The organism is Acinetobacter sp. ACIN00229, assembly GCF_016106645.1.
In the GTDB taxonomy this organism is placed as follows: Bacteria; Pseudomonadota; Gammaproteobacteria; order Pseudomonadales; family Moraxellaceae; genus Acinetobacter; species Acinetobacter oleivorans.
On the sequence record NZ_JADWOM010000007.1, the window covers coordinates 85,919 to 108,394 of the forward strand.

The following is a 22,476-nucleotide window of genomic DNA, read 5'->3' on the forward strand; positions in this document are numbered from 1 at the left end:
GACCGTTTGAACCGAGCAAAAAGTATGCCACGATGTTTGAGGGATAAACACAAGACTTAGTAGTTAAAGTTTATTTTGAACACAAGATACGGGATTTTTCATAGCAGATCAATCTTGACTTTTTAGTAATTTTTTATCTGTATGATTTGATGGGAGATAGCATAGCAAAGCTATTAAAAAACGCTTATAGATAACTTTGTGGATAACTCAAAAAACAAGCACTTAAATACAATTAATGTAGGGGAAGAAATAATTTGTTTAATATTCATACATTGGAAATATGAATAGAATATGAAATTTCATAACAATAACTAAATGTTAAAAACACGAGAAAATTCAAAGGTTAATAAAATGCAACAAAAGACGGTTGTCATGTATCAGTTTGGTGAACGCCTACTTGTTTACAATGTAAACGTGTGTATATTGCAAATGATAAACGAATGTATCTGCAAGATTTTTAAGATGCATGTAATGAGATTTATAGGGGCAATGATATGAGCCAAGAAGAAAAGTTACCAAAGATTCTGATCGTTGAAGATGACGAGCGTTTAGCACGATTAACTCAAGAGTATTTAATCCGCAACGGCTTGGAAGTTGGTGTAGAAACTGATGGTAACCGTGCAATTCGTCGTATTATTAGTGAACAACCAGACCTAGTGGTCTTGGATGTCATGTTGCCGGGTGCCGATGGCTTAACTGTTTGCCGTGAAGTTCGTCCACATTATCATCAACCGATTTTGATGTTGACTGCACGTACAGAAGATATGGATCAGGTACTTGGTCTAGAAATGGGTGCAGACGACTATGTTGCTAAACCAGTTCAACCACGTGTGCTATTAGCGCGTATTCGTGCACTATTACGTCGCACAGATAAAACTGTAGAAGACGAAGTTGCACAGCGTATCGAATTTGATGACCTTGTAATTGATAATGGCGGCCGTTCTGTAACACTGCATGGTGAGCTTGTTGATTTCACTAGCGCAGAATATGACCTATTATGGTTGCTTGCATCAAATGCTGGTCGTATCTTATCGCGTGAAGATATCTTCGAACGTTTACGCGGTATTGAATACGATGGTCAGGACCGTTCAATCGATGTCCGTATCTCACGTATTCGTCCAAAAATTGGTGATGATCCTGAAAATCCAAAACGTATTAAAACAGTGCGTAGTAAAGGTTACTTGTTCGTTAAAGAAACCAATGGGTTATAAGATCTGAATAAACTTCCTATAAGGTTGGTCGAGTGTTTAAACACAGCATATTCCTGCGAATCTATGCGGGACTGGTAATTCTTGTTGTTTTGGTTGCCGTTTTTGGTTATTTGCTTGTACAAATTATCAATTATCAGCGTGCTCAAGAATACCGTGAATCTTTAACTGATGGTATTTCCTATGTCATTAGTGAGGGAGTCGCTCGACAACCGGGGAAGCAACAGAAAATAGACTGGGTTTCAGATGCATCAGATTTATTGGAACTTCCAATTTATTACACTGATGCGAGCAAGGTCGAGTTATCTCGTACTGAGAAAAAACGGATCGAAGCTCAAAAGTCTGTTGTCCGTTACGATGCTAGTAATAGTATCGCGTATATCATTATTGGTTTACGTGACGATCCTCAGCACTTTTTATCGATAAAAGTAGACAAAATTAGTGAGCGCCAAATGAAGGCTCTCCCTATTTTTGTACTTGATTATCTAATGTTTTATCCGGGGCAAGAACAAGAATATCTTGCCAAGATTCAAAAACATTTTTCATATCCAATTAATATCTACAATATTCAAGATATTAATCTAGACTCTGAACAAATTGGTCGTTTACGCCAAGACCAAAGTGTCATGTTGTACAAAGATAGTGCAACAATGCGCGGAACAACCATTTCAATCGTATCTCCAATACCAAATCAGCCTACACGAGTTCTGGTTCTTGGACCGGTTCCAATGTTTAACTGGATGCCTTTACAGCTTTCTGCCGGAATTACCTTATTTAGCCTATTCTTACTGAGTTTAGGTGTTTATGGTCTTATTTTGCCGTTAGAGCGTAAAATTCGCCAAGTACGTTATGCATTAAACCGCATGAAGTCCGGTGATCTGTCATTGCGTGTTCCTATTGAGGGAAGTGATGAAATGGCAAACTTGGCATCAAGTTATAACAATATGTCTGATCATATTCAGCGTTTAATTGAGGCTCAGCGTGAATTGATGAGAGCTGTATCTCATGAGCTTAGAACGCCGGTTGCTCGTATACGCTTTGGTACAGAGATGTTGGCAGAGGAAGACGACTACAATCATCGTATGCATCAGGTCGATATGATTGATAAAGATATTGAGGCGCTCAATACCTTAATTGATGAAATCATGACTTATGCAAAACTAGAGCAGGGTACACCTTCATTAGATTTTGCTGAAATTGCGCTCTTTGATGTGTTGGATCAGGTTGCGGTAGAAACTGAAGCTTTAAAAACGCAAAAAGAAATTGAGCTTGTTGCTCCTCCTGTTTATTTGAAAGTAGATGCGGAGCGCCGTTATTTACATCGAGTGGTTCAAAACTTGGTAGGTAACGCTGTTCGTTATTGTGATAACAAAGTTCGCATTACAGGTGGTGTTCACAGCGATGGCATGGCCTTTGTTTGTGTTGAAGATGATGGCGCCGGAATTCCTGAGCAAGATCGTCAAAGAGTATTTGAAGCCTTTGCCCGTTTAGATGACAGCCGTACGCGTGCGTCGGGTGGTTATGGTTTAGGGTTGTCAATTGTAAGTCGTATTGCTTACTGGTTCGGTGGTGAGATTAAAGTAGATGAAAGTCCTACCTTAGGTGGAGCTCGCTTTATCATGACATGGCCTGCAAAACGCTTTAAACAACCTCCTTTGAAAACCAATAAAAAAGCACCTTCATAAAGGTGCTTTTTTATTGCATTACTTATAATTGAGTTGCATCTGGTTCCAAAATGGGTTTTCCGCTTCTTAAGCTGGTTAACGCATCGGAATTAAAGTCGATCAGTAATGAATTGTTTTTTGCATCAATCTGGTATTTTTGAATAAGAGGTTGATCTCCATTAAGCGTTTCTATTTTATATTCATCTGCAATATGCAAAATACCTTCTAGGTTTGTTGTCGTTGACGCAAAATCCTGTCTAAATATTTCGTAGACATCTCGCAAGTCAAAAATTGCATTGTTCGCATCTGGATGTTTGTGAATATAGCTTTCTATATGTCGCACAAGTAACTGCGCAAACAAGTAGTAGTTTGGTTTGTGCGTATATTCTAGAGTCATGCATTTTTCTCCTTATTATCTGTTATTAGCATACATGGCAAAACACAGGTTATTGTATAAAATTCATTACACTAGATGATTAAATGAAAACCTATAAAGATATAAAGACCCGATTACGCCCTTGGCGTTTTGCTTGATATAAAGCGTCATCTGCTTCTTTAAATAAATTTTCAATCGCTCTATGGGATGAAGGGGAATATAAACTTATACCAATACTGACTTGTATGAAAATTGGTAATTTCCCATAAATATAAATCGGTTGCTGACTAATTTTAATTCGTATTTGCTCTGCAAGGTCAAACGCACTCTCTTTTGTGGTATCTGCAATGAAAATTGCAAATTCTTCACCGCCAAATCGTCCTAATAAATCATGAGGATGCAAAATATTTTGAATAGTGGTAACACAGGTTTGTAGGGCACGGTCGCCTATTTGATGGCCGTAGTTGTCGTTAACTTGTTTGAAATGGTCTACATCCAGCATAAAAAAGGCTGAGGTTTTATTTTCCTTGTGCACTTTTTCTTGAAGTAGTCTGACCGACTGCAAAAATTGGCGTCGAGTGAGACTTGAGGTTAACTCGTCATGCGCAATCGCGTGTTGAAGTTTTTGAATTAATTCTGAGTGTAAAACGCTAATACTGGAAACCGTAAGAGGGGCAATCGTCATCATGATTAACCCAATACGAATTGAAATCGTATTGCTGAAATAGTCATTCGGATAGAGTAAAAGATAATGTCCAGAAACATGATAAATAATGTAGGCACTCGTAAGACTTGTAATGAGTGCAACAACAATAGGTTTGTAGCGAATTGCACACCAAATCAGTGCAGCAATTGGGTAGAGTAGCGAACCGGGACCAGAATCATAATAACTGGCTGCAATAGAAATGAGGACAGCCCCGAAAGGTAAAAGGTCGGTTACTTGTAAGCCGCGATTTCTTGAAAAATAATGTTTTACCTGACTATATTGAGGTAGGTTCAATATGATCGGTAAAAGAAGCAAAGCATTTTGCAATTCTGAAGTGAACCAGTAACCAAATTCATCCCACAAACCACCTAGCATAAATTTAGTATTAAACATGGGTACGAAAGTTGCTGCAAACAATGCGCCTGCTACGCTTCCTACTCCGCATAAAGCAAATAAAAAAAGGTAAGAATAACCTCGGTAGGCCGCTTTAATATGCTGATTAAAAAACATATAGAGTGCAAACGTAGTAACAACATAAAGAAAATTTGACGTTGTTAAAACGAGTGTAAGAGCAAATGGAGTACCCTGAAGCAGATCGGCAACGACATAGCCGCTATAAGCACCTAAAAATGAGCTTAATCGACGTGTGCTTGGAAAGCGAATGAGTAAACCAAGCAAAACCGAGTTAGCAGGCCAGAAGAATGCGAGAAAGCTTAAAGGACGAGATGCGATGCCAATAAAACAACATACTGCAATAATGAAGCTAAACAGGAGAAAAATTTTTAAAGAGGAGAAAAATGAAAATTCACGAAGTGAGTATGGCATCAGCTGCCCTTAATGATAAATACTCTTATCCAAGAGTAATAAATATTATGCATGACTAAACATTCATCATAATTCAGAGGAGAAGCTGAATACAATAAAAAACAAACTAATATTATAAAAAAGTAAGTTATTAAAACTTAATAGTCGATGAACTGTGTAAATATTCTAAAATTAAAAAATGAAAAAAATCATCATAAACAAAAAAACTATTAAATAAACCGATTATGTGCGGTGAAACCCCCCTTACAACCCATAGAAGAATAGTTTTGTTTAGAAAATCATCCGAAAGACTAAGACGCTTCAACTAGCATGCGAAATTAGAAATCAGGTACAATTGGCGGGATTAATTTTGTGTTTGGTGTATTTGAAGGCCAATACATACATTCTTTGTTAAATAATAGGCCTGCCAGGAGTTATCCCCGCATGAGTGCCATTACTCCATACGACTGGGCGATTATCGCCTTCGTGATCGGCGTTACATTTCTTTGCGTCTTTATGCTCACAGTTCCCTTACTCCTCGGGGGGAAATCGTGGGGGCGTGCTAAGCAAGAGCAGTTTGAATCGGGTGTCGTGAGTGCTGGTGGCGCTCGCATTCGCCTGTCTGCAAAGTTCTATTTAGTTGCAATTTTCTTTGTTGTCTTCGACTTAGAGGCACTTTACCTCTATGCATGGTCTACTTCTGTGCGTGAAGTAGGGTGGTTGGGATATACCACTGTCGTGATCTTTGTCGTTGATTTATTGATTGCGCTTGTTTATGCCTTCTCTGTAGGTGCTTTAAGTTGGTCACCAGCAGATCGCCGTAAATCAGCAGGTGAGGCGATTAAAATCGGTTCACCAACAATGAACATTGCTGAAATTACACGCTTTAACTCTATTGAAGAGCTCGTAACTGACCCTACAGGCCAGATTCCAGCTCAATCATCAGGTCGTGTTAAGTCAAAAACTACACCTGCATTGTCATCTGAAAAGGAGTAAGTCGGGATGAAATATACTCTGACCCGCGCGAATCCGGATGCTGATCAATACCCATTGCAAGAACGTCAAATCGTGACAGATCCACTAGAAGAGGAAGTGAATAAAAACGTATTCATGACTCGTTTAGAGGATGTCTTGCATACAGCAGTAAACTGGGGGCGTAAAAACTCCTTGTGGCCATTTAACTTTGGTACCTCTTGTTGTTACGTTGAATATGCAACGACCTTAACAGGTGTGCATGACTTGTCACGTTTCGGCGCAGAGGTTATCCGTGCTTCACCTCGTCAAGCTGACTTGATGATTGTTGCAGGAACCTGTTTCGTAAAAATGGCACCAGTTATTCAGCGTCTATATGAACAGATGTTAGAGCCTAAATGGGTCATCTCGATGGGTGCTTGTGCAAACTCTGGAGGTATGTACGACATCTATTCAGTAGTTCAAGGTGTAGACAAAATTATTCCTGTTGACGTGTACGTCCCAGGTTGTCCGCCTCGTCCTGAAGCATTAATTCAAGCTTTAATGCTTTTACAAGACCAGATTCAATTAGAGCGACGCCCGCTTTCTGCCGTGATCGGTGATGATCTTCAGCCAGTGTATAAGCCAAAGATGATGCCAGAACGTGACCGTAAGAATGCGCAGCGTATTGCCGTTAAAAACTTACGCTCTATGGATGAGATTAAATAATTTTTTGACGGTGTTTTGACATATCTAACCGATATGTTCATCGAGAAAATTGACAGAATTTGTATTAAATAGGAAGCCAAGCCAATGGCTGAAACTGACATTGCTATGCCAGAGTCAACACCAGTTGATTCACGCCCAGCATTTGCAATCGTAGAAGAACTCAAAACCAAATTTGGTGAGAACTTTTACGTGCAGGCGACTTTTGAAGAGTTTCCAACAGTCTGGGTTGAGCGCGCACGCGTGCAAGAAGTCCTTATGTTCCTACGTAAAGTGGAACGTCCATATGTAATGCTGTTTGACTTGTCTGCGATGGATGAGCGTTTACGTGTTCATCGTGATGGTTTGCCAGCATCTGACTTCACTGTGTTCTATCATTTATTATCGCTTGAGCGTAATAGTGACATTCGTATCAAGGTTGCCTTGAACGAAAATGATCTTAACCTTCCGACAGCGACTAATATCTGGCCAAATGCCAACTGGTATGAACGTGAAGCTTACGATATGTTCGGTATCAATTTCGAAGGGCATCCAATGCTCCGTCGTATCTTGTTGCCAACGTACTGGGAAGGTCATCCACTTCGTAAAGAATATTCAGCACGTGCGACGGAATATACGCCGTACATGCAAGACAAAGCGAAACAAGACTTTGAACAAGAGCACTTACGTTTTGTGCCAGAAGACTGGGGTCTTAAGCGTGGTAACGCTGACGAAGACTTCATGTTCTTGAACTTGGGTCCTAACCATCCATCTGCACATGGTGCGTTCCGTGTTGTATTGCAGTTAGATGGCGAAGAAGTGAAGGACTGTGTTCCTGATATTGGTTATCACCACCGTGGTGTGGAAAAGATGGCTGAACGTCAAACATGGCATTCTTTCATTCCTTATACTGACCGTGTCGACTACTTAGGTGGTTGTGCTCAAAACATGCCGTATGTAATGGCTGTAGAGCAAATGGCAGGTATTAAAGTTCCTGAACGTGCGCAAGTGATTCGTGTCATGTTGAACGAATTGTTCCGTATTAATAACCACTTGTTGTTCTGTGGTACGGCAATTCAGGATGCCGGTGGTATGACACCAGTATTCTATATGTTCGCAGACCGTCAAAAAGTTTACGACATTGTTGAAGCAATCACGGGTTACCGTATGCATCCAGCATGGTTCCGTATTGGTGGTACAGCACACGATCTTCCAAACAACTGGCAAAAACTTGTTAAAGAATTGCTAGAGTGGATGCCTAAGCGCTTAAACGAATACTACACAGCGGCATTGAAAAACTCTGTGTTTATTGGTCGTACGCGTAACGTTGCACAATACGATGCTAAATCTGCACTCGCATGGGGTGTAACTGGTACTGGTTTACGTGCGACAGGTATTGATTTTGACGTTCGTAAATATCGTCCATACAGTGGCTATGAAAACTTCGATTTTGATGTGCCAGTTGAGTATGAAGGCGATGCATATGCACGTGTACTCGTTCACTTCCGTGAAATTACTGAGTCGTTAAAAATTATTCAACAGTGTTTGGATAACATGCCTTCTGGTCCATATAAAGCGGATCATCCATTGGCTGTTCCACCACCGAAAGATAAGACATTACAAGATATTGAAACCTTGATTACGCACTTCTTAAGCGTTTCATGGGGTCCTGTCATGCCAGCGGGCGAGTCATCATTTATGACTGAAGTGGTTAAAGGCGCAAGTACTTACTACTTGACTTCAGATAAAGCGACGATGAGTTATCGTACTCGTATTCGTACACCGACGTTTACTCACTTACAGCAAATGCCTTCAGTGATTAACGGAAGTTTGGTATCTGACTTAATCATTTATCTGGCGACCATTGACGTGGTTATGGCTGACGTGGATCGCTAAGAGGTAACACATAATGATGATTTTGACTGATAAAAAGCCACGTGTGAATGTTGAAGGAATTTTGACTGCGGAAGAAATTCACGATATCGAACATCACATTGGTCACTATCCATACCCTCGTGCAGCCTCTTTGGATGCATTGAAGTGTGTACAGCGCCGTAATGGTTGGGTAGATGACGCTCAAATGAATGCCATCGCACAGTTATTGTCGATGAGTGTTGCTGATTTGGAAGGTGTTGCAACATTTTACAACCGTATCTATCGCCATCCGGTAGGTCGTCACGTAATTTTGCTTTGTGACTCAATTGCTTGCTTCTTGATGGGTGCAGAAACACTTGCTGAAGCATTCCAGCGCGAACTAGGAATTCAGTATGGTCAGACGACACCAGATGGTCGTTTTACGCTGCTTCCAATTTGCTGCCTCGGCAACTGCGACAAAGGCCCAACTTTAATGATTGATGAAGATACTCACGGTTTAGTTGAAGTGACATCGGTCAAACAGTTATTGGAGAAGTATGTATGAATACTGAACCAAAACCAATTTATGGCGACGGTAATCCAGAAACTCATCCACTAACTTGGCGTTTAAGCAAACGTGACGAAGTTCGTGGTGCTGATGATTACGAAGCACTTGAAGGTTATGCTGGCTTTAAAAAAGCATTAGGCATGAAACCTGCTGAAGTGTTAGACGTGATTAAAGCTGCAACTGTAAAAGGTCGTGGCGGTGCGGGTTTCCCAGCGGGTATTAAATGGTCATTAATGGCACCAAATGATGGTGGTCCACGTTATTTGATCTGTAATGCCGATGAAATGGAACCGGGTACTTTCAAAGACCGTTTGTTGATGGAAAAACTTCCACATCAATTGATCGAAGGGATGTTGATTGCGGGTTATACCTTAGAGGCAACTCAAGGTTATATCTTTATCCGTGGTGAATACATCGAGGCGGCTCAATATCTAAATGAAGCGTTAGAACAGATTCGTGCTAAAGGTTATTTAGGCGAAAATATTTTAGGTTCTGGCTGGAATTTTGAGTTGCATGTACATACGGGTGCAGGGCGTTATATCTGTGGTGAAGAAACTGCATTGATTAACTCGCTTGAAGGTCGTCGTGCTAACCCTCGTACTAAGCCACCGTTCCCGCAAGTTGCAGGAGCATGGGGCCGTCCAACAATTGTGAACAACGTTGAAACTTATAACAACTTGCCAGCAATTATGCTTCGTGGTCCAGAGTGGTATATCGGTTTATCAGCAGGTAAATCAAAAGACCCAGGCACTAAAATTTATGGTGCGTCAGGTAAAGTGAAATTTCCAGGTCTTTGGGAATTGCCATTTGGTACAACTGCACGTGAAGTGATTGAAGATCATGCTGGTGGTATGCGAGAAGGCTTAAAGCTTAAAGCATGGTTACCGGGCGGTGCTTCAACTGACTTTTTACCAGCAGATACCATTGATTTACCAATGGATGCAGACACGATTATGAAAGCAGGTTCTCGTTTGGGAACATGTTTATTGATGGTTGTTGATGAAACCCAGTGCATGGTATCGCTCACTCGTAACTTAGAAGAGTTCTTTGCGCGTGAATCATGTGGTTTCTGTACACCATGTCGTGATGGTTTGCCATGGGCTGTTAAAGCGCTTAAGGCACTTGAAGCAGGCGAAGGTAAGAAAGAAGATATCGACCATTTACAAGAATTGACTCGTAAATTATGGATCGGTAAAACTTTCTGTGCCCACGCACCAGGTGCGATGGAGCCGCTTATGGGCGCACTCAAACATTTCCGTGGTGAGTTTGAAGCGAAAGTGACGACTCGTCCTGTCGTGCAAACCAGCAACGTAGAACAAGCTTAAGGAATTCGACTATGGCTACAATTCATGTCGATGGAAAATCGTATGAAGTCAACGGCTCGGAAAACTTGCTACAAGCATGTTTGAGTCTGGGCATCGACATCCCATATTTTTGTTGGCATCCATCCTTAGGTTCGGTTGGTTCTTGCCGTCAATGTGCTGTTACGCAATATGCGAATCCAGAAGATACGCGTGGTCGTTTAGTCATGTCTTGCATGACACCAGCATCTGACAATACCTATATCTCAATTGAAGACAAAGAAGCAACGGATTTTCGTGCATCTATTGTTGAATTTTTGATGACGAATCACCCACACGACTGTCCAGTCTGTGAAGAGGGTGGTCACTGTCACTTACAAGATATGACTGTAATGACGGGTCATGACCGTCGTCGTTACCGCTTCACAAAACGTACGCATTACAACCAAGAACTCGGCTCATTCATTGCGCATGAAATGAACCGTTGTATTGCTTGTTACCGTTGTGTTCGTTACTACAAAGACTATGCGGGCGGTACAGATTTTGGTGTGTATGCCAATGCATCTCGTGTTTACTTTGGTCGTCCAGAATCAGGTACTTTAGAATCTGAATTCTCGGGTAACTTGACTGAAGTATGTCCAACAGGTGTATTCACTGATAAGACTCATTCAGAGCGTTATAACCGTAAATGGGACATGCAGTATGCACCAAGCGTGTGTCAAGGCTGTTCTTCTGGTTGTAACATTTCTCCGGGTGAACGTTATGGTGAAATCCGTCGCGTAGAAAACCGTTTTAATGGTTCGGTTAACCAGTACTTCCTTTGTGATAAAGGTCGTTTTGGCACAGGTTATGTAAACCGTGCAGACCGTCCACGTCAGCCTCAGTTCCGTAACGGTGAAACTGTTGCAACTGTTTCTGTTGATCAAGCTTTAGATCAAACGATTGCAAAGCTTCAAGGCAAAAAAGTCTTGGGTATTGGTTCTCCTCGCGCAAGCTTAGAATCAAACTACGCATTACGTGAGCTTGTAGGTCAGGCAAATTACTCAACTGGTGTTGCACAAAAAGAGCAAAAACTTGTTGAACTTGCTGCATCTATCATGCAAACCGAGGGGATTTACAACCCGAACATGCGTGAAATTGAAAGCTACGATGCTGTTCTGATTTTAGGTGAAGACCTGACTCAAACTGCTCCACGTATGGCATTGTCTGTTCGCCAAGCTGCGAAAAACAAAGCTCGCGAAATGGCTGCGAAAACACGTACTCCAGATTGGTTGGCTGAACCTGTACAACGTATTGGTCAAGAAGCAAAATCTCCGATCTATATCTTGGCTGCAACTCAAACTCGTCTTGCCGACGTTGCAACTGGTGAAGTTGTTGCTTCACCAAATGATATTGCACGTTTAGGCTTTGCCGTAGCGGCAGCAGTGAAAGGTGATGTATTAATTGGTCTGGATGACGATGCAAAAGCATTCGCTCAAACTATTGCTGACACTTTAAAAACAGCAAACAAACCATTAATCATTGCGGGCACAAGTTTGCAAGATGCTTCTATTATGGAAGCTGCGGCTGAGTTGACTCAGAACTTAGGTTCTAAAGCTGGTTTAAGTCTTGTGGTTCCTGAAGTGAACTCTATGGGCTTGGCATTGTTTGGTGGCTTAAGCCTTGAACAAGCATTTGCTCAAGACTACGACACACTTGTTATTGTTGAAAATGACTTGTTCCGTCGTTTACCTGCTGCTCAAGTAAAAGCTGCACTAGATAAAGCTGAAACAGTAATCGTGCTTGATCACAGTGAAACTGAAACTGTGAAACAGGCTGATATTGTTCTTTCAGCAGCAAGCTTTGCGGAAGGTGATGGTACTGTTGTAAGCCAAGAAGGTCGTGCACAGCGTTTCTATCAAGTTTACGATCCAAGTTACTACAAGCCTGAATATGCAATTAAAGAATCATGGCGTTGGTTACATGCCATTGAAACTGGCATTAAAGGTAAGGCTGTAGATTGGACATTGCTTGATGATGTGATTGAAAGCATCGTGAAAAATGTACCAGTACTTGAAGCAATTCAAGATGTGGCACCTGATGCAGGTTACCGTGTACATGGTTTGAAAATTGCACGTGAACCACGTCGTTATTCAGGTCGTACAGCAATGCGTGCGCCGTTATCAGTTCATGAGCCGAAACAGCCTACCGATCCAGATTCAGCATTAACATTCTCAATGGAAGGTTATGTTGGTCCGCAAAAAGCATCATCATTAGTACCGTTTGCATGGGCTCCGGGCTGGAACTCTCCACAATCTTGGAACAAATACCAAGATGAAGTAGGTGGTCACTTAAAAGGTGGTGATTCAGGTGTTCGTTTATTCGATCGCTTGGCAAAACGTCCTGCACGTAGCTATGTTGCTCCAGTGCCTGTAGTTGCAAACCCTGAAAGCTTCCGCTTAGTACCAATGCATCATATTTTTGGTTCTGGTGAATTCACTATCAAAACACCTGCAATGGAAACTCGTATTCCAGAAGCTATGTTTGCAGTGGGCGAACAAGATGCAACTCGTTTGAATCTTCAAGAAGGTCAACGCATTACAGTAAAAGCAGGCGAAACCAGTGTGAGCTTGCCTGTACAAGTAATTGAATATTTACCTACAGGTTATATTGGTTACCCAGTTGGTTTAGCACCAATGGTGTCACTAGCTGAGCCTGTTTCAGTGGCTTTAGGAGTGTAATTCATGAATCAAGAAATTATACGTCAAACGCCACTTTGGGCTGAGAACTGGCCAATCGCCTACGCTGTAGTTCAAGCAGTTGTGATTTTGCTTGTTGTTGTTTTAGTTGCAGCGTTGATGTCTTTCATTGAACGTCGTTTACTTGCTTGGTGGCAAGACCGTTATGGTCCGAACCGTGTTGGTCCTGGTGGTATGTTCCAGATCGTTGCCGACATGCTTAAGATCATGTTCAAAGAAGACTGGACACCAAAATTTGCTGACAAACTTACATTCCGTTTAGCACCAGCTGTTGCAATGGCAACAGCGGTTCTTTCATTCATGGTAATCCCGGTGAGTCCTTCACTGGGTGTTGCCGACATGAGTATCGGTTTGTTGTTCTTCATGGCAATGGCTGGTATTGCAGTCTATGCAGTATTGTTTGGTGGCTGGGCTTCAAATAACAAATACTCATTGCTTGGTGGTTTACGTTCAGCTGCTCAAACCATTTCTTATGAAGTGTTCTTGGGTATCTCATTAATGGGTGTGGTTGCAATTGCAGGCTCATTTAACCTTCGTGAAATTGTTGAAGCACAACGCGATGTTTGGTTCGTTATTCCACAATTCTTAGGTTTCTTGATTTTTGTGGTTGCTGGTGTTGCGGTAACTCACCGTCATCCATTTGACCAACCAGAAGCAGAACAAGAATTGGCTGAAGGTTACCATGTTGAATATGGTGGTATGAAATGGGGTATGTTCTTCGTTGCTGAATATGTCAACGTGGTACTTATTTCTGCATTGATCGTAACTTTATTCTTCGGTGGTTGGTTAGCACCATTCAATTTAGAAATTCCATTTGTTCCGCCAGTATTCTGGTTTGTGATTAAAACAGCATTCTTTGTAATGATGTTTGTTTTGGCTCGTGGTTCTTTAATGCGTCCACGTTATGACCAAGTCATGAACTTTGGTTGGAAAATTTGTTTGCCATTGGCGTTGGTCAACTTGTTAGTGACTGGTGCTGTGATTCTGATGAATCAGGCCTAGGACAGCAGGGAGTACAAAATGTATAAATTTCTAGCTGGATTCGGATCGATTGTACGTTCGTTGTTTATGGTATTTAGCCATGTAACGCGTAAACGTGACACGATTTTATATCCAGAAGTACCGGCTGAACAGATTGTGCCGCCACGCTTTCGTGGTCGTATTGTGTTAACGCGTGACCCAGATGGGGAAGAGCGTTGTGTGGCATGTAACCTATGTGCGGTTGCGTGTCCAGTTGGCTGTATCTCACTACAAAAAGCAGAAACAGAAGATGGACGTTGGTATCCGGAATTTTTCCGCATCAACTTTTCACGTTGTATTTTCTGCGGTATGTGTGAAGAAGCTTGTCCAACAACTGCAATTCAGCTCACACCAGACTTCGAGTTAGGCGAATACGTACGTCAAGACCTTGTTTATGAGAAAGAAAACTTACTCATTTCAGGTCCGGGAAAATACCCAGACTACAACTTCTACCGTGTAACGGGTATGGCGATTAACGGTAAAGAGAAAGGTCAAGCACAAAAAGAAAGTGCACCAATCGATGTACGGAGTCTATTACCATGATGTGGCCGTTTTATTTGATGGCACTCGTGGCCATCGTTTCTACGGTTCGTGTAGTGACTAACACGAACCCTGTACACGCTTTGCTTAGTCTAATTGTTTCATTGCTTGCTGTTGCTGGTATTTTCATGATCGTGGGGGCGCCTTTTGCAGGTGCTCTTGAAATCATCGTCTATGCTGGAGCAATTATGGTTCTGTTCGTATTCGTTGTGATGATGCTTAACTTAGGTCAACACACCGTTGAACAAGAACGTAAATGGCTTTCTTCAGATGCTTGGGCATATCCAGCACTCATGAGTTTCTTGCTCGGCTTGCTTTTAGTTTGGATGCTTGGTGGTGAATACACTACTATTTCAGCACCGCTTGGGGCACAAGTGATTGGACCAAAAGTCGTTGGTCAAGCACTCTTTACTCACTATTTATTATTGGTTGAAGTTGCCGCGATGTTATTGCTAGCAGCCCTTGTTGCAGCATACCACTTAGGTAAACGTGAACCAGGTGCAGAAGAGGAAAAAGAATAATGGGCCAGATTCCTTTAGAACATGGTTTGATTGTTGCAACCATCCTTTTTGCACTCGGTTTTTACGGTGTAATGGTGCGACGCAACCTATTATTTATGTTAATGAGCCTTGAGGTCATGATGAATGCTGCTGCATTGGCATTTGTTCTTGCGGGTAGCGTATGGGCACAACCAGATGGACAAGTGATGTTCATTCTGATTTTGACCCTTGCAGCAGCAGAGGCATGTATCGGTCTTGCGATTGTCCTTCAGTTCTATCATCGCTTCCATCATTTGGATGTGGATGCTGCTAGTGAGATGCGCGGATGAGTTATTTATATCTAACAGTATTATTTCCGCTAATCGGTTTTATTTTATTGGCGGCGGGACGAGACAAACTCTCTGAAAATGTTGCAGCAATTATTGGTGTAGGTTCTGTAGGTTTATCTGCATTATTTGCATTGATTGCTGGAATGGCATTTACCACAAGTGGTCAGCAAGTTTTTGTTCAAAATCTGTGGACATGGTTCAATGTTGGTGGTTTTGCACCGGGCATTAGCTTACATTTAGATGGCTTATCTTTACTCATGATGGGCATGGTGACAGGTGTTGGTTTCTTAATCCATATCTTTGCATCATGGTACATGCGCGGTGAAGAGGGTTATGCGCGTTTCTTCTCTTATTTCAACCTGTTTGTTGCCAGCATGCTTGTTCTTGTATTGGGCGACAACTTAGCGTTGTTATTCTTAGGGTGGGAAGGCGTAGGTCTTTGCTCTTATTTGCTCATCGGTTTCTATTATGCAAACCCTGCAAATGGTTGGGCTGCGATCAAAGCATTTACAGTTACCCGCGTAGGTGACGTATTCTTACTTATCGCTTTATTCTTGCTTTACCAACAATTTGGTACGCTAAATACTCAGTACATCGTTGAACATGCAGCAGAAGTAATGACGAAGAGTTCGTCTCTTACGATCTGGACTGCATTAATGTTGTTCTTGGGTGCTGCTGGTAAATCTGCACAAATTCCATTGCAAACATGGTTGGCAGATGCAATGGCAGGTCCAACACCTGTTTCTGCATTAATCCATGCTGCAACAATGGTAACGGCTGGTGTGTACTTATGCTGCCGTCTATTCAGCGTATTTGAACTTGCTCCTGAAGTGATGCAATTCATTTCAGTAACTGGCGCGGTAACTTTGTTAGTTGCAGGTTTTGCTGCACTTGTTCAAACAGACATCAAACGTATCTTGGCTTACTCAACAATGAGTCAGTTGGGTTATATGTTTATGGCTGTAGGTGCGGAAGCGTATCAAGCTGGCTTGTTCCACATGTTGGCTCACGCATTCTTTAAGGCATTATTATTCTTGTCTTCTGGTGCGGTGATTTTGGCTTACCACCACGAGCAAAACATCTTCAAAATGGGTGGTTTGTTCAAACGTAACAAATTCCTGTTTGCTTGTTTCGCAATTGGTGGCGGTGCATTAGCAGCGATTCCATTCTTGACCATTGGCTTCTTCTCTAAAGATGCGATTCTTGGTGAAGTTTGGGTACAAGGTCAATCAGTTGCCCTATATCACACCTTATATTGGGTGGGTGTAGCAGGTGCATTCCTGACTTCAATCTATACATTCCGTTTAATCTGGGTTGTATTCTTTGGTCAAGAAAACACGCCTTACCATGAAATTAAAGGTGCAACTTACTGGGCTCCATTGGGCATTTTAGCTGTACTGTCTACTTTTGTGGGTGCCGTATTAAAAGCGCCTGTAGCTGGTATTCTTAATACTGCAAAAATTCCTGAATTCCATGTGGCTGAACAATTTGTTAAAGGCATGCATGGGGCAGAGCATTTAGCAGTAGGAATTGCACTAGTTGGTCTAGTTGTTGGTATAGCATTATTTACATTTGCTTATGGTGCAGTGAAATCATTTGCTCAAACAAGTTTGGGTTCAGGTTTGGCACATATTTGCCGTACCGCTTTTGGTTTTGATGCATTGTATGACATCGTTTTTGTTAAACCTTATTTATTCTTCGCCAAAATCTTTGGCCGTGACCCGATTGACAGTTTGTGGTTAGTTCTTCCTGCACTTGTTAAAGGCGGAAACAGTTTTACAAGCTCACGTCAAACCGGTTCATTGCGTGAATACGCATCAAGTATGTCACTCGGTGTAGTGGTGTTATTGATGATCTTGATCGTTATTCAGGTAGTGGGGAAATAAAATGGAAAACAATTTAATTTTACCCGCGCTGATCCTTGTTCCGTTCATTGCTGGTTTTATTTGTTGGTTAGTCGATAAGCTCGACAAAACCTTGCCACGCTGGATTGCCTTAATTGGTATGCTCATTACTTTGGGCTTAGGTCTTGCACTTTGGCAAAATGGAACTTATAGCTATGAGATGGGTTCAAAAATCCCAACTTGGTCTGCTGAGTTCTATTTACCGTGGATTCAATCACTCGGTATCGGCATTCACTTAGCTGTGGATGGCTTATCTTTACTCATGGTGTTATTAACAGCGTTACTTGGTGTACTTGCTGTTGGTTGTTCATGGGGCGAAATTCAAAAGAACGTCGGTTTCTTCCACTTAAACCTTTTATGGAGTTTAGGTGGCGTTATCGGTGTATTCTTAGCGATTGACCTGTTCTTGTTCTTCTTCTTCTGGGAGATGATGCTTGTACCAATCTACTTCCTGATTGCGTTATGGGGTCATAAAGGTTCAAACGGTCGTTCACGTGTTTACGCAGCTACTAAGTTCTTCCTTTACACGCAAATCGCTGGTTTAGTGATGTTAATCGGTATTCTTGGTCTTGTAGTTTATGGCTACATGATGACCGGAATGATCGGTTTCGATTACAACTATTTATTAGCTGTAGCTAACCACTTACCACCTGGCTTAGCGTACGGTTTCATGATCTGTTTCTTCATCGGTTTTGCGGTGAAGTTACCAGTGTTCCCATTACACGGTTGGTTACCAGATGCGCACGCTCAAGCACCTACAGCAGGTTCTGTAGACTTAGCGGGTATCTTGATTAAAACAGCTGCGTATGGCTTGCTTCGTTTCGTTATTCCATTCTTCCCGACAGCTTCTGCACAGTTTGCAGATATTGCGATCATTTTCGGTTTGATTGGTATTTTCTACGGCGCATGGTGTGCTTACCAGCAAACTGACATGAAACGTTTACTTGCGTATACGTCGATTTCACACATGGGCTTTATTTTACTTGCGATCTACGCAGGTAACATTTTGACCTTCCAAGGTCTAATGATCATGATGTTGGCACATGGTTTGTCATCAGCTGCATTGTTCATTATGTCTGGTCAAATCTACGAACGTTTACATACACGTGACTTGCGTTTAATGGGTGGTCTTCGTGGCCAGCTTCAGTACTTGCCATTCTTCTTGATGTTCTTCGTTGCTGCTCTTGTTGGTGTGCCAGGTTTAGGTAACTTTATTGGTGAATTCCTGATTTTGATGGGTTCATTTAATAAATATCCTGTATTCACGATTCTTGCTTCTATCAGCCTTGTATTCGCAGGCTTATACGGCTTGATTTTGATTCACCGCGCTTTGTTTGGTGAACCAAATCCTGAACAAAAGCAACACTACACTAGTCCACTAAAAGACTTATCTGCTCGTGAAGTTGGTATTTTGATGATTTGTGCGATTGGTCTCGTTTGGCTTGGTATCTACCCACAAACATTCTTGGATGTATCTCATTCAAGCATGCAGTGGTTCGTCAATAGTTATGTGCCAGTTCAAGAAGTCGTTGACACTGTTCAGCAAACAGCTACTCAACTTGACCATGTGGAGATCCAATAATCATGAACTTCACAGTATCATTCGCTACGCTTATGCCTTTAGCTCCGGTGATGATTGTTGCTTTAACAACAATCGTCGTCATGCTGTTAATTTCAATTAAGCGTAATCATAATTTAATCGCAACAGCTTCTGTTGTTGGTTTAAACCTCGCTGCACTTTATATTTTATTTGCAGTATTTGGCGGTAAGTTTGTACCGGCAAATGTGATGGGCATGTTTATGGTTGATCCATTTACCATGTTCTATCAATTTATGATTTTGATTGCGGCGTTGGCTTGTTGTACTTTGTCTCACGCTTACATCGAAACCTATAAAGATAACCGCGAAGAACTCTATCTTTTGTTACTTGCTTCGGTAGCAGGTGCAATGTTGATGGTTGCAAGTTCTCACTATGCATCGTTCTTCATTAGCCTTGAGTTAATGTCGATCCCTGTATACGGCTTACTTGCTTATACTTATCAACGTAGTAGTTCACTTGAAGCTGGTATTAAATATCTTGTACTTTCAGCGACAGCTTCTGCAATGTTGTTGATGGGTATGGCATATATCTATGCATATACTGGTTCACTTTCATTCTATGATTCTGTACAGGCTTTATTTGGCGCAATTAAACAGCCAATGGTGTTATTAGGTTTAGCACTCATTATCTTTGCTGTTGCGTTTAAATTATCGCTTGCGCCGTTCCATAAATGGACACCAGATGTATATGCAGGTGCACCAGCGCCAATGGCAACTTTCTTGGCGACTGCTGCTAAAGTTGCAACCATTGGTTTGTTCGTGCGCTATATGCTTGCTTCAGGCGCAATTATGGTGGATTCGTTAGTTACTATTTTGACAATCATTGCAGTATTGTCGATTTTAGTTGGTAACTTACTCGCTGTTCGTCAAGTTAACTTAAAACGTATCCTTGGTTATTCATCTATTGCTCATTTTGGTTATTTGTTAATTGCTTTAATTAGCATGACTTATGCGAGCTTGGGTAGTGTAACTGTATATGTGGTGTCTTACGTATTAACAACTATCGGTGCTTTTGGTGCTGTAGCGTTAATGTCTAGCCCATATAACAACGTAGATGAAGCACAAAGTCTTGCAGACTACCGTGGTTTGTTCTGGCGTCGTCCAGTACTTACAGCAACTTTAACAGTCATGATGTTATCTTTGGCTGGTATTCCATTAACAGCAGGCTTCATTGGTAAGTTCTTGGTTGTAATGGCTGCTGTAACAACTCAGCACTGGTTCTTAGCTGCAATGATTATTGTGGGTAGTGGTATTGGTTTATACTATTACTTACGTGTGATGGTTGTAATGTATATGACACCACCAGAAACTCCTCGTATTGATGCAGATGCTCATTGGGGTCAAAAAGTAGGTGGTTTAATGGTATTAGCTGCTGCTGCATTAGTTATTATTTTGGGTGTATATCCAGATCCAATGATTAATTTAGCATTAAAAGCAGAAATTTTATCTCCATTACATTTCATGCTTTCACAACAACACTAATTCTAGTGTACAAAAAAGCCTCCAAATCTGGAGGCTTTTTTTTATTGAGCATTAAAAAAAGATTATAATAAATACGTTTTTATATTTTTAGGTAACATCTGTGGCCATTCAAGAAATTCGTCACCCACTTATTCGTCATAAATTAGGTTTGTTGCGTCGTTCTGACATCAGTACTAAGAATTTCCGTGAGCTTGCTCAGGAAGTGACTATGTTGTTGACCTATGAAGCAACAAAAGATTTACCAGTGGTGGATTGTGAAATTGCTGGATGGGCTGGAACTGTTACTACACAACGTATTGCTGGTAAAAAAATAACGATTGTACCGATTTTACGTGCAGGAATTGGTATGCTGGATGGCGTACTTAATCTGATTCCAAGTGCAAAAGTAAGTGTTTTAGGTCTTGAACGTAATGAAGAAACATTAGAAGTTCGTACTTACTATAAAAAACTAGTTCCAGATGTGGCTAATCGTCTTGCAATGATTATCGATCCAATGTTGGCAACAGGTAATTCATTAGTTGCTGCGATTGATGTATTAAAGGCGAGTGGCTGTAAAGATATACGTGTTATGGTATTAGTTGCTGCTCCGGAAGGTGTTGCTAAAGTTGAAGCAGCTCATCCAGATGTACAGATTTATACAGCATCTATTGATAATGGCTTAAATGAACAAGGTTATATTGTTCCTGGTTTAGGTGATGCGGGCGATAAAATTTTTGGTAGTGTCCAAAAAGACTAATTTTTGAAATAACGATAAAAGAGACTTAATCAAACCGTAAAGTTTTGAGGGCGGATTGAAAGTCTCTTTTTAATTTTCTGCTGTAATGACAGTATTGAAAAAGTAAGGTAAAGATCATGAAGCAAGAATTTTATACCGGAAAAGTTAAACAATATGATCCTGATAAAGGATTTGGTTTTATTTCGACTACTGAAGGAGATATTTTCTTTCATATTTCTGATTTCCCTGCATCCGAAGGTGAGCCAAAAAGAAATGAAAAAGTGAGATTTCTTGCGGCAGATAATCAGGGGAAATTTAAGGCTATCAAGATCGAGCGTATTGATCCTAATCCGGCTAAAACAAAAAAGAATAAAATCGCTGATCATAATAAAGCGATTACGTCAGAGTTGTTATCACATTTTCGACGTTAATAGAGACTCTCAATCTTAAAGGCTAGCTTGTTATCGAGTTTAGCTGTGACGGACAATTGATAACGTTTCGAACAAGTAAGTAATGCAAAATTAAGGGAGGTGATAGCTTCCCTTAATTGTCTTAACCAATAAATAATAAAATGGTGAGCCATGTGAGAATGACTCAAGATGGCACTAGAAGATCAGGTCTTAAACTTGATCTTCACAGAATTGCAAGAATGCTTTTAGGCCAGGGCCTTGGTACTTTTGACGATGTACCAACATGTAAAGTGGGCGAGTAAGTTGCCAAAAAGGTGTTTCTAAAATCACTAATTGTCCTTTTTCAATTAAAGGCTCAATAGCGAGTTTAGAGATACAAGACATTCCTAAACCACCAGCAACAATTTTCAAGATTGCTTCATTGTGACCTAGGGTTAGGCGAATATTGGCATCTGGGAGATCTTGCAAAATAGCATTATCAAACACTTCACGAGTTCCCGAACCTTCCTCACGTAAAATCCATTCAACTTGATAAAAATCATTTGCTGTTAAAGGTCGATTTAAACGTGCTAGAGGGTGATTAGGGGAGCAGCATACTGCAAGCTCATCATCTCGCCAGTGAATACATTGAAGTTGAGGCAGGTGACATGAGCCTTCAATTAATGCCAAATCAAGCTGAAACTGATTGACTGCTTCAATCATTTGGCGTGTGTTGCCTACCTGTAATTGCAGGTGTGCTTTTGGATGATACTGTAAAAAGTTCGCCATTAAATCTGGCATGAGATAATCACTGATCGTTAGAGTTGCCCCAATACGTAAATCAATGCTTTGTAACTCACCTTTTGCAGCTTGCTCAAAAGCTTCACAGCGACCTAATATTTCTAGCGCTTGAGGCAATAAAAACCGACCAAGATCATTGAGTTGTAGTCGTTTACCTAAACGATCAAATAGAGGGGCACCAAGACCATCCTCTAAATCGGCTAAAGCCATACTTGCTGCACTTTGCGTCAGTCTGACCGCATCACTGGCTTTGGTGACAGTTCCTTCTTGAGCGACTGCTACAAAAACAGCCAACTGGCGTAATGTCATGCGCATGTTTAAA

At 41.2% G+C, this 22,476-nt stretch carries 21 protein-coding genes; 18 read left to right on the forward strand and 3 right to left on the reverse strand.

Annotated features, from left to right (window positions below):
• Positions 1-315 precede the first annotated feature (315 nt).
• From I7H67_RS08235 to bfmS, 3 genes are read left to right on the forward strand one after another with little or no spacing between them, the layout of a single operon-like run.
• Positions 316-498 carry a hypothetical protein gene (locus tag I7H67_RS08235; RefSeq protein ID WP_034590939.1) on the forward strand — a complete coding sequence of 61 codons (183 nt, stop codon included), beginning with the start codon at positions 316-318 and terminating at the stop codon, positions 496-498.
• On the forward strand, positions 495-1,211 hold the full coding sequence (bfmR, locus tag I7H67_RS08240; RefSeq protein ID WP_003653488.1) for a response regulator transcription factor BfmR: 717 nt from the start codon (positions 495-497) through the stop codon (positions 1,209-1,211). The genes I7H67_RS08235 and bfmR overlap by 4 nt, the downstream gene beginning before the upstream one ends.
• 32 nt (positions 1,212-1,243) lie before the next feature.
• A complete protein-coding gene (bfmS, locus tag I7H67_RS08245) occupies positions 1,244-2,893 on the forward strand; it encodes a sensor histidine kinase BfmS (protein WP_005302970.1) in 1,650 nt (549 codons plus the stop codon).
• 22 nt (positions 2,894-2,915) lie between these two features.
• On the opposite strand, the gene I7H67_RS08250 is transcribed toward bfmS, so the two are convergent.
• A complete protein-coding gene (locus I7H67_RS08250; RefSeq protein ID WP_002120022.1) occupies positions 2,916-3,269 on the reverse strand; it encodes a hypothetical protein in 354 nt (117 codons plus the stop codon).
• A 91-nt stretch (positions 3,270-3,360) separates the two neighbouring features.
• Positions 3,361-4,779 (reverse strand): diguanylate cyclase, encoded by a 1,419-nt coding sequence (locus I7H67_RS08255; RefSeq protein ID WP_005302972.1) that lies wholly within the window; start codon positions 4,777-4,779, stop codon positions 3,361-3,363.
• A 423-nt stretch (positions 4,780-5,202) separates the two neighbouring features.
• On the opposite strand from I7H67_RS08255, the gene ndhC reads away from it, so the two are divergent.
• The 15 genes from ndhC to I7H67_RS08330 all read left to right on the forward strand — a co-directional run bounded on the left by ndhC (position 5,203) and on the right by I7H67_RS08330 (position 21,395).
• Complete coding sequence (ndhC, locus tag I7H67_RS08260) at positions 5,203-5,754, forward strand: NADH-quinone oxidoreductase subunit A (protein WP_003653481.1); 552 nt, start codon at positions 5,203-5,205, stop codon at positions 5,752-5,754.
• 6 nt (positions 5,755-5,760) lie between these two features.
• Positions 5,761-6,438 carry a NuoB/complex I 20 kDa subunit family protein gene (locus I7H67_RS08265; RefSeq protein ID WP_002050353.1) on the forward strand — a complete coding sequence of 226 codons (678 nt, stop codon included), beginning with the start codon at positions 5,761-5,763 and terminating at the stop codon, positions 6,436-6,438.
• An 84-nt stretch (positions 6,439-6,522) separates the two neighbouring features.
• Entirely contained in the window at positions 6,523-8,310 is a 1,788-nt protein-coding gene (gene nuoC / locus I7H67_RS08270; RefSeq protein ID WP_004794331.1) for an NADH-quinone oxidoreductase subunit C/D, read from the forward strand.
• A gap of 13 nt (positions 8,311-8,323) precedes the next feature.
• On the forward strand, positions 8,324-8,833 hold the full coding sequence (gene nuoE / locus I7H67_RS08275; protein ID WP_005302974.1) for an NADH-quinone oxidoreductase subunit NuoE: 510 nt from the start codon (positions 8,324-8,326) through the stop codon (positions 8,831-8,833).
• Entirely contained in the window at positions 8,830-10,161 is a 1,332-nt protein-coding gene (gene nuoF, locus I7H67_RS08280) for an NADH-quinone oxidoreductase subunit NuoF (RefSeq protein WP_004794326.1), read from the forward strand. Before nuoE ends, nuoF begins: the two co-directional genes overlap by 4 nt.
• 11 nt (positions 10,162-10,172) lie before the next feature.
• Positions 10,173-12,857: an NADH-quinone oxidoreductase subunit NuoG gene (gene nuoG, locus I7H67_RS08285; protein ID WP_144735480.1), complete on the forward strand. Its 2,685-nt coding sequence runs from the start codon at positions 10,173-10,175 to the stop codon at positions 12,855-12,857.
• 3 nt (positions 12,858-12,860) lie between these two features.
• Positions 12,861-13,877: an NADH-quinone oxidoreductase subunit NuoH gene (gene nuoH, locus I7H67_RS08290; RefSeq protein ID WP_004703499.1), complete on the forward strand. Its 1,017-nt coding sequence runs from the start codon at positions 12,861-12,863 to the stop codon at positions 13,875-13,877.
• Positions 13,878-13,895: 18 nt separating this feature from the next.
• A complete protein-coding gene (gene nuoI, locus I7H67_RS08295) occupies positions 13,896-14,438 on the forward strand; it encodes an NADH-quinone oxidoreductase subunit NuoI (RefSeq protein WP_004794319.1) in 543 nt (180 codons plus the stop codon).
• The gene (gene nuoJ, locus I7H67_RS08300) at positions 14,438-14,956 is read left to right on the forward strand and encodes an NADH-quinone oxidoreductase subunit J (RefSeq protein ID WP_014205902.1); all 519 of its coding nucleotides are present in this window, start codon (positions 14,438-14,440) and stop codon (positions 14,954-14,956) included. Before nuoI ends, nuoJ begins: the two co-directional genes overlap by 1 nt.
• Positions 14,956-15,264 (forward strand): NADH-quinone oxidoreductase subunit NuoK, encoded by a 309-nt coding sequence (gene nuoK, locus I7H67_RS08305; RefSeq protein WP_003653467.1) that lies wholly within the window; start codon positions 14,956-14,958, stop codon positions 15,262-15,264. The genes nuoJ and nuoK overlap by 1 nt, the downstream gene beginning before the upstream one ends.
• The gene (gene nuoL, locus I7H67_RS08310; RefSeq protein ID WP_198307566.1) at positions 15,261-17,150 is read left to right on the forward strand and encodes an NADH-quinone oxidoreductase subunit L; all 1,890 of its coding nucleotides are present in this window, start codon (positions 15,261-15,263) and stop codon (positions 17,148-17,150) included. Before nuoK ends, nuoL begins: the two co-directional genes overlap by 4 nt.
• A 1-nt stretch (position 17,151) precedes the next feature.
• Positions 17,152-18,750: an NADH-quinone oxidoreductase subunit M gene (gene nuoM / locus I7H67_RS08315; RefSeq protein ID WP_004794314.1), complete on the forward strand. Its 1,599-nt coding sequence runs from the start codon at positions 17,152-17,154 to the stop codon at positions 18,748-18,750.
• Between the two features lie 2 nt (positions 18,751-18,752).
• Positions 18,753-20,249, forward strand: a complete 1,497-nt coding sequence (nuoN, locus tag I7H67_RS08320; protein ID WP_004794312.1) for an NADH-quinone oxidoreductase subunit NuoN — start codon at positions 18,753-18,755, stop codon at positions 20,247-20,249.
• A 100-nt stretch (positions 20,250-20,349) separates the two neighbouring features.
• Entirely contained in the window at positions 20,350-20,985 is a 636-nt protein-coding gene (upp, locus tag I7H67_RS08325) for a uracil phosphoribosyltransferase (RefSeq protein ID WP_004794310.1), read from the forward strand.
• A 116-nt stretch (positions 20,986-21,101) separates the two neighbouring features.
• Positions 21,102-21,395, forward strand: a complete 294-nt coding sequence (locus tag I7H67_RS08330; RefSeq protein WP_004794308.1) for a cold shock domain-containing protein — start codon at positions 21,102-21,104, stop codon at positions 21,393-21,395.
• A 189-nt stretch (positions 21,396-21,584) separates the two neighbouring features.
• Here the strand turns inward: I7H67_RS08330 and gigC are convergent, their stop codons facing one another.
• Positions 21,585-22,469: a LysR family transcriptional regulator GigC gene (gene gigC / locus I7H67_RS08335; protein WP_004794306.1), complete on the reverse strand. Its 885-nt coding sequence runs from the start codon at positions 22,467-22,469 to the stop codon at positions 21,585-21,587.
• Positions 22,470-22,476 lie beyond the last annotated feature (7 nt).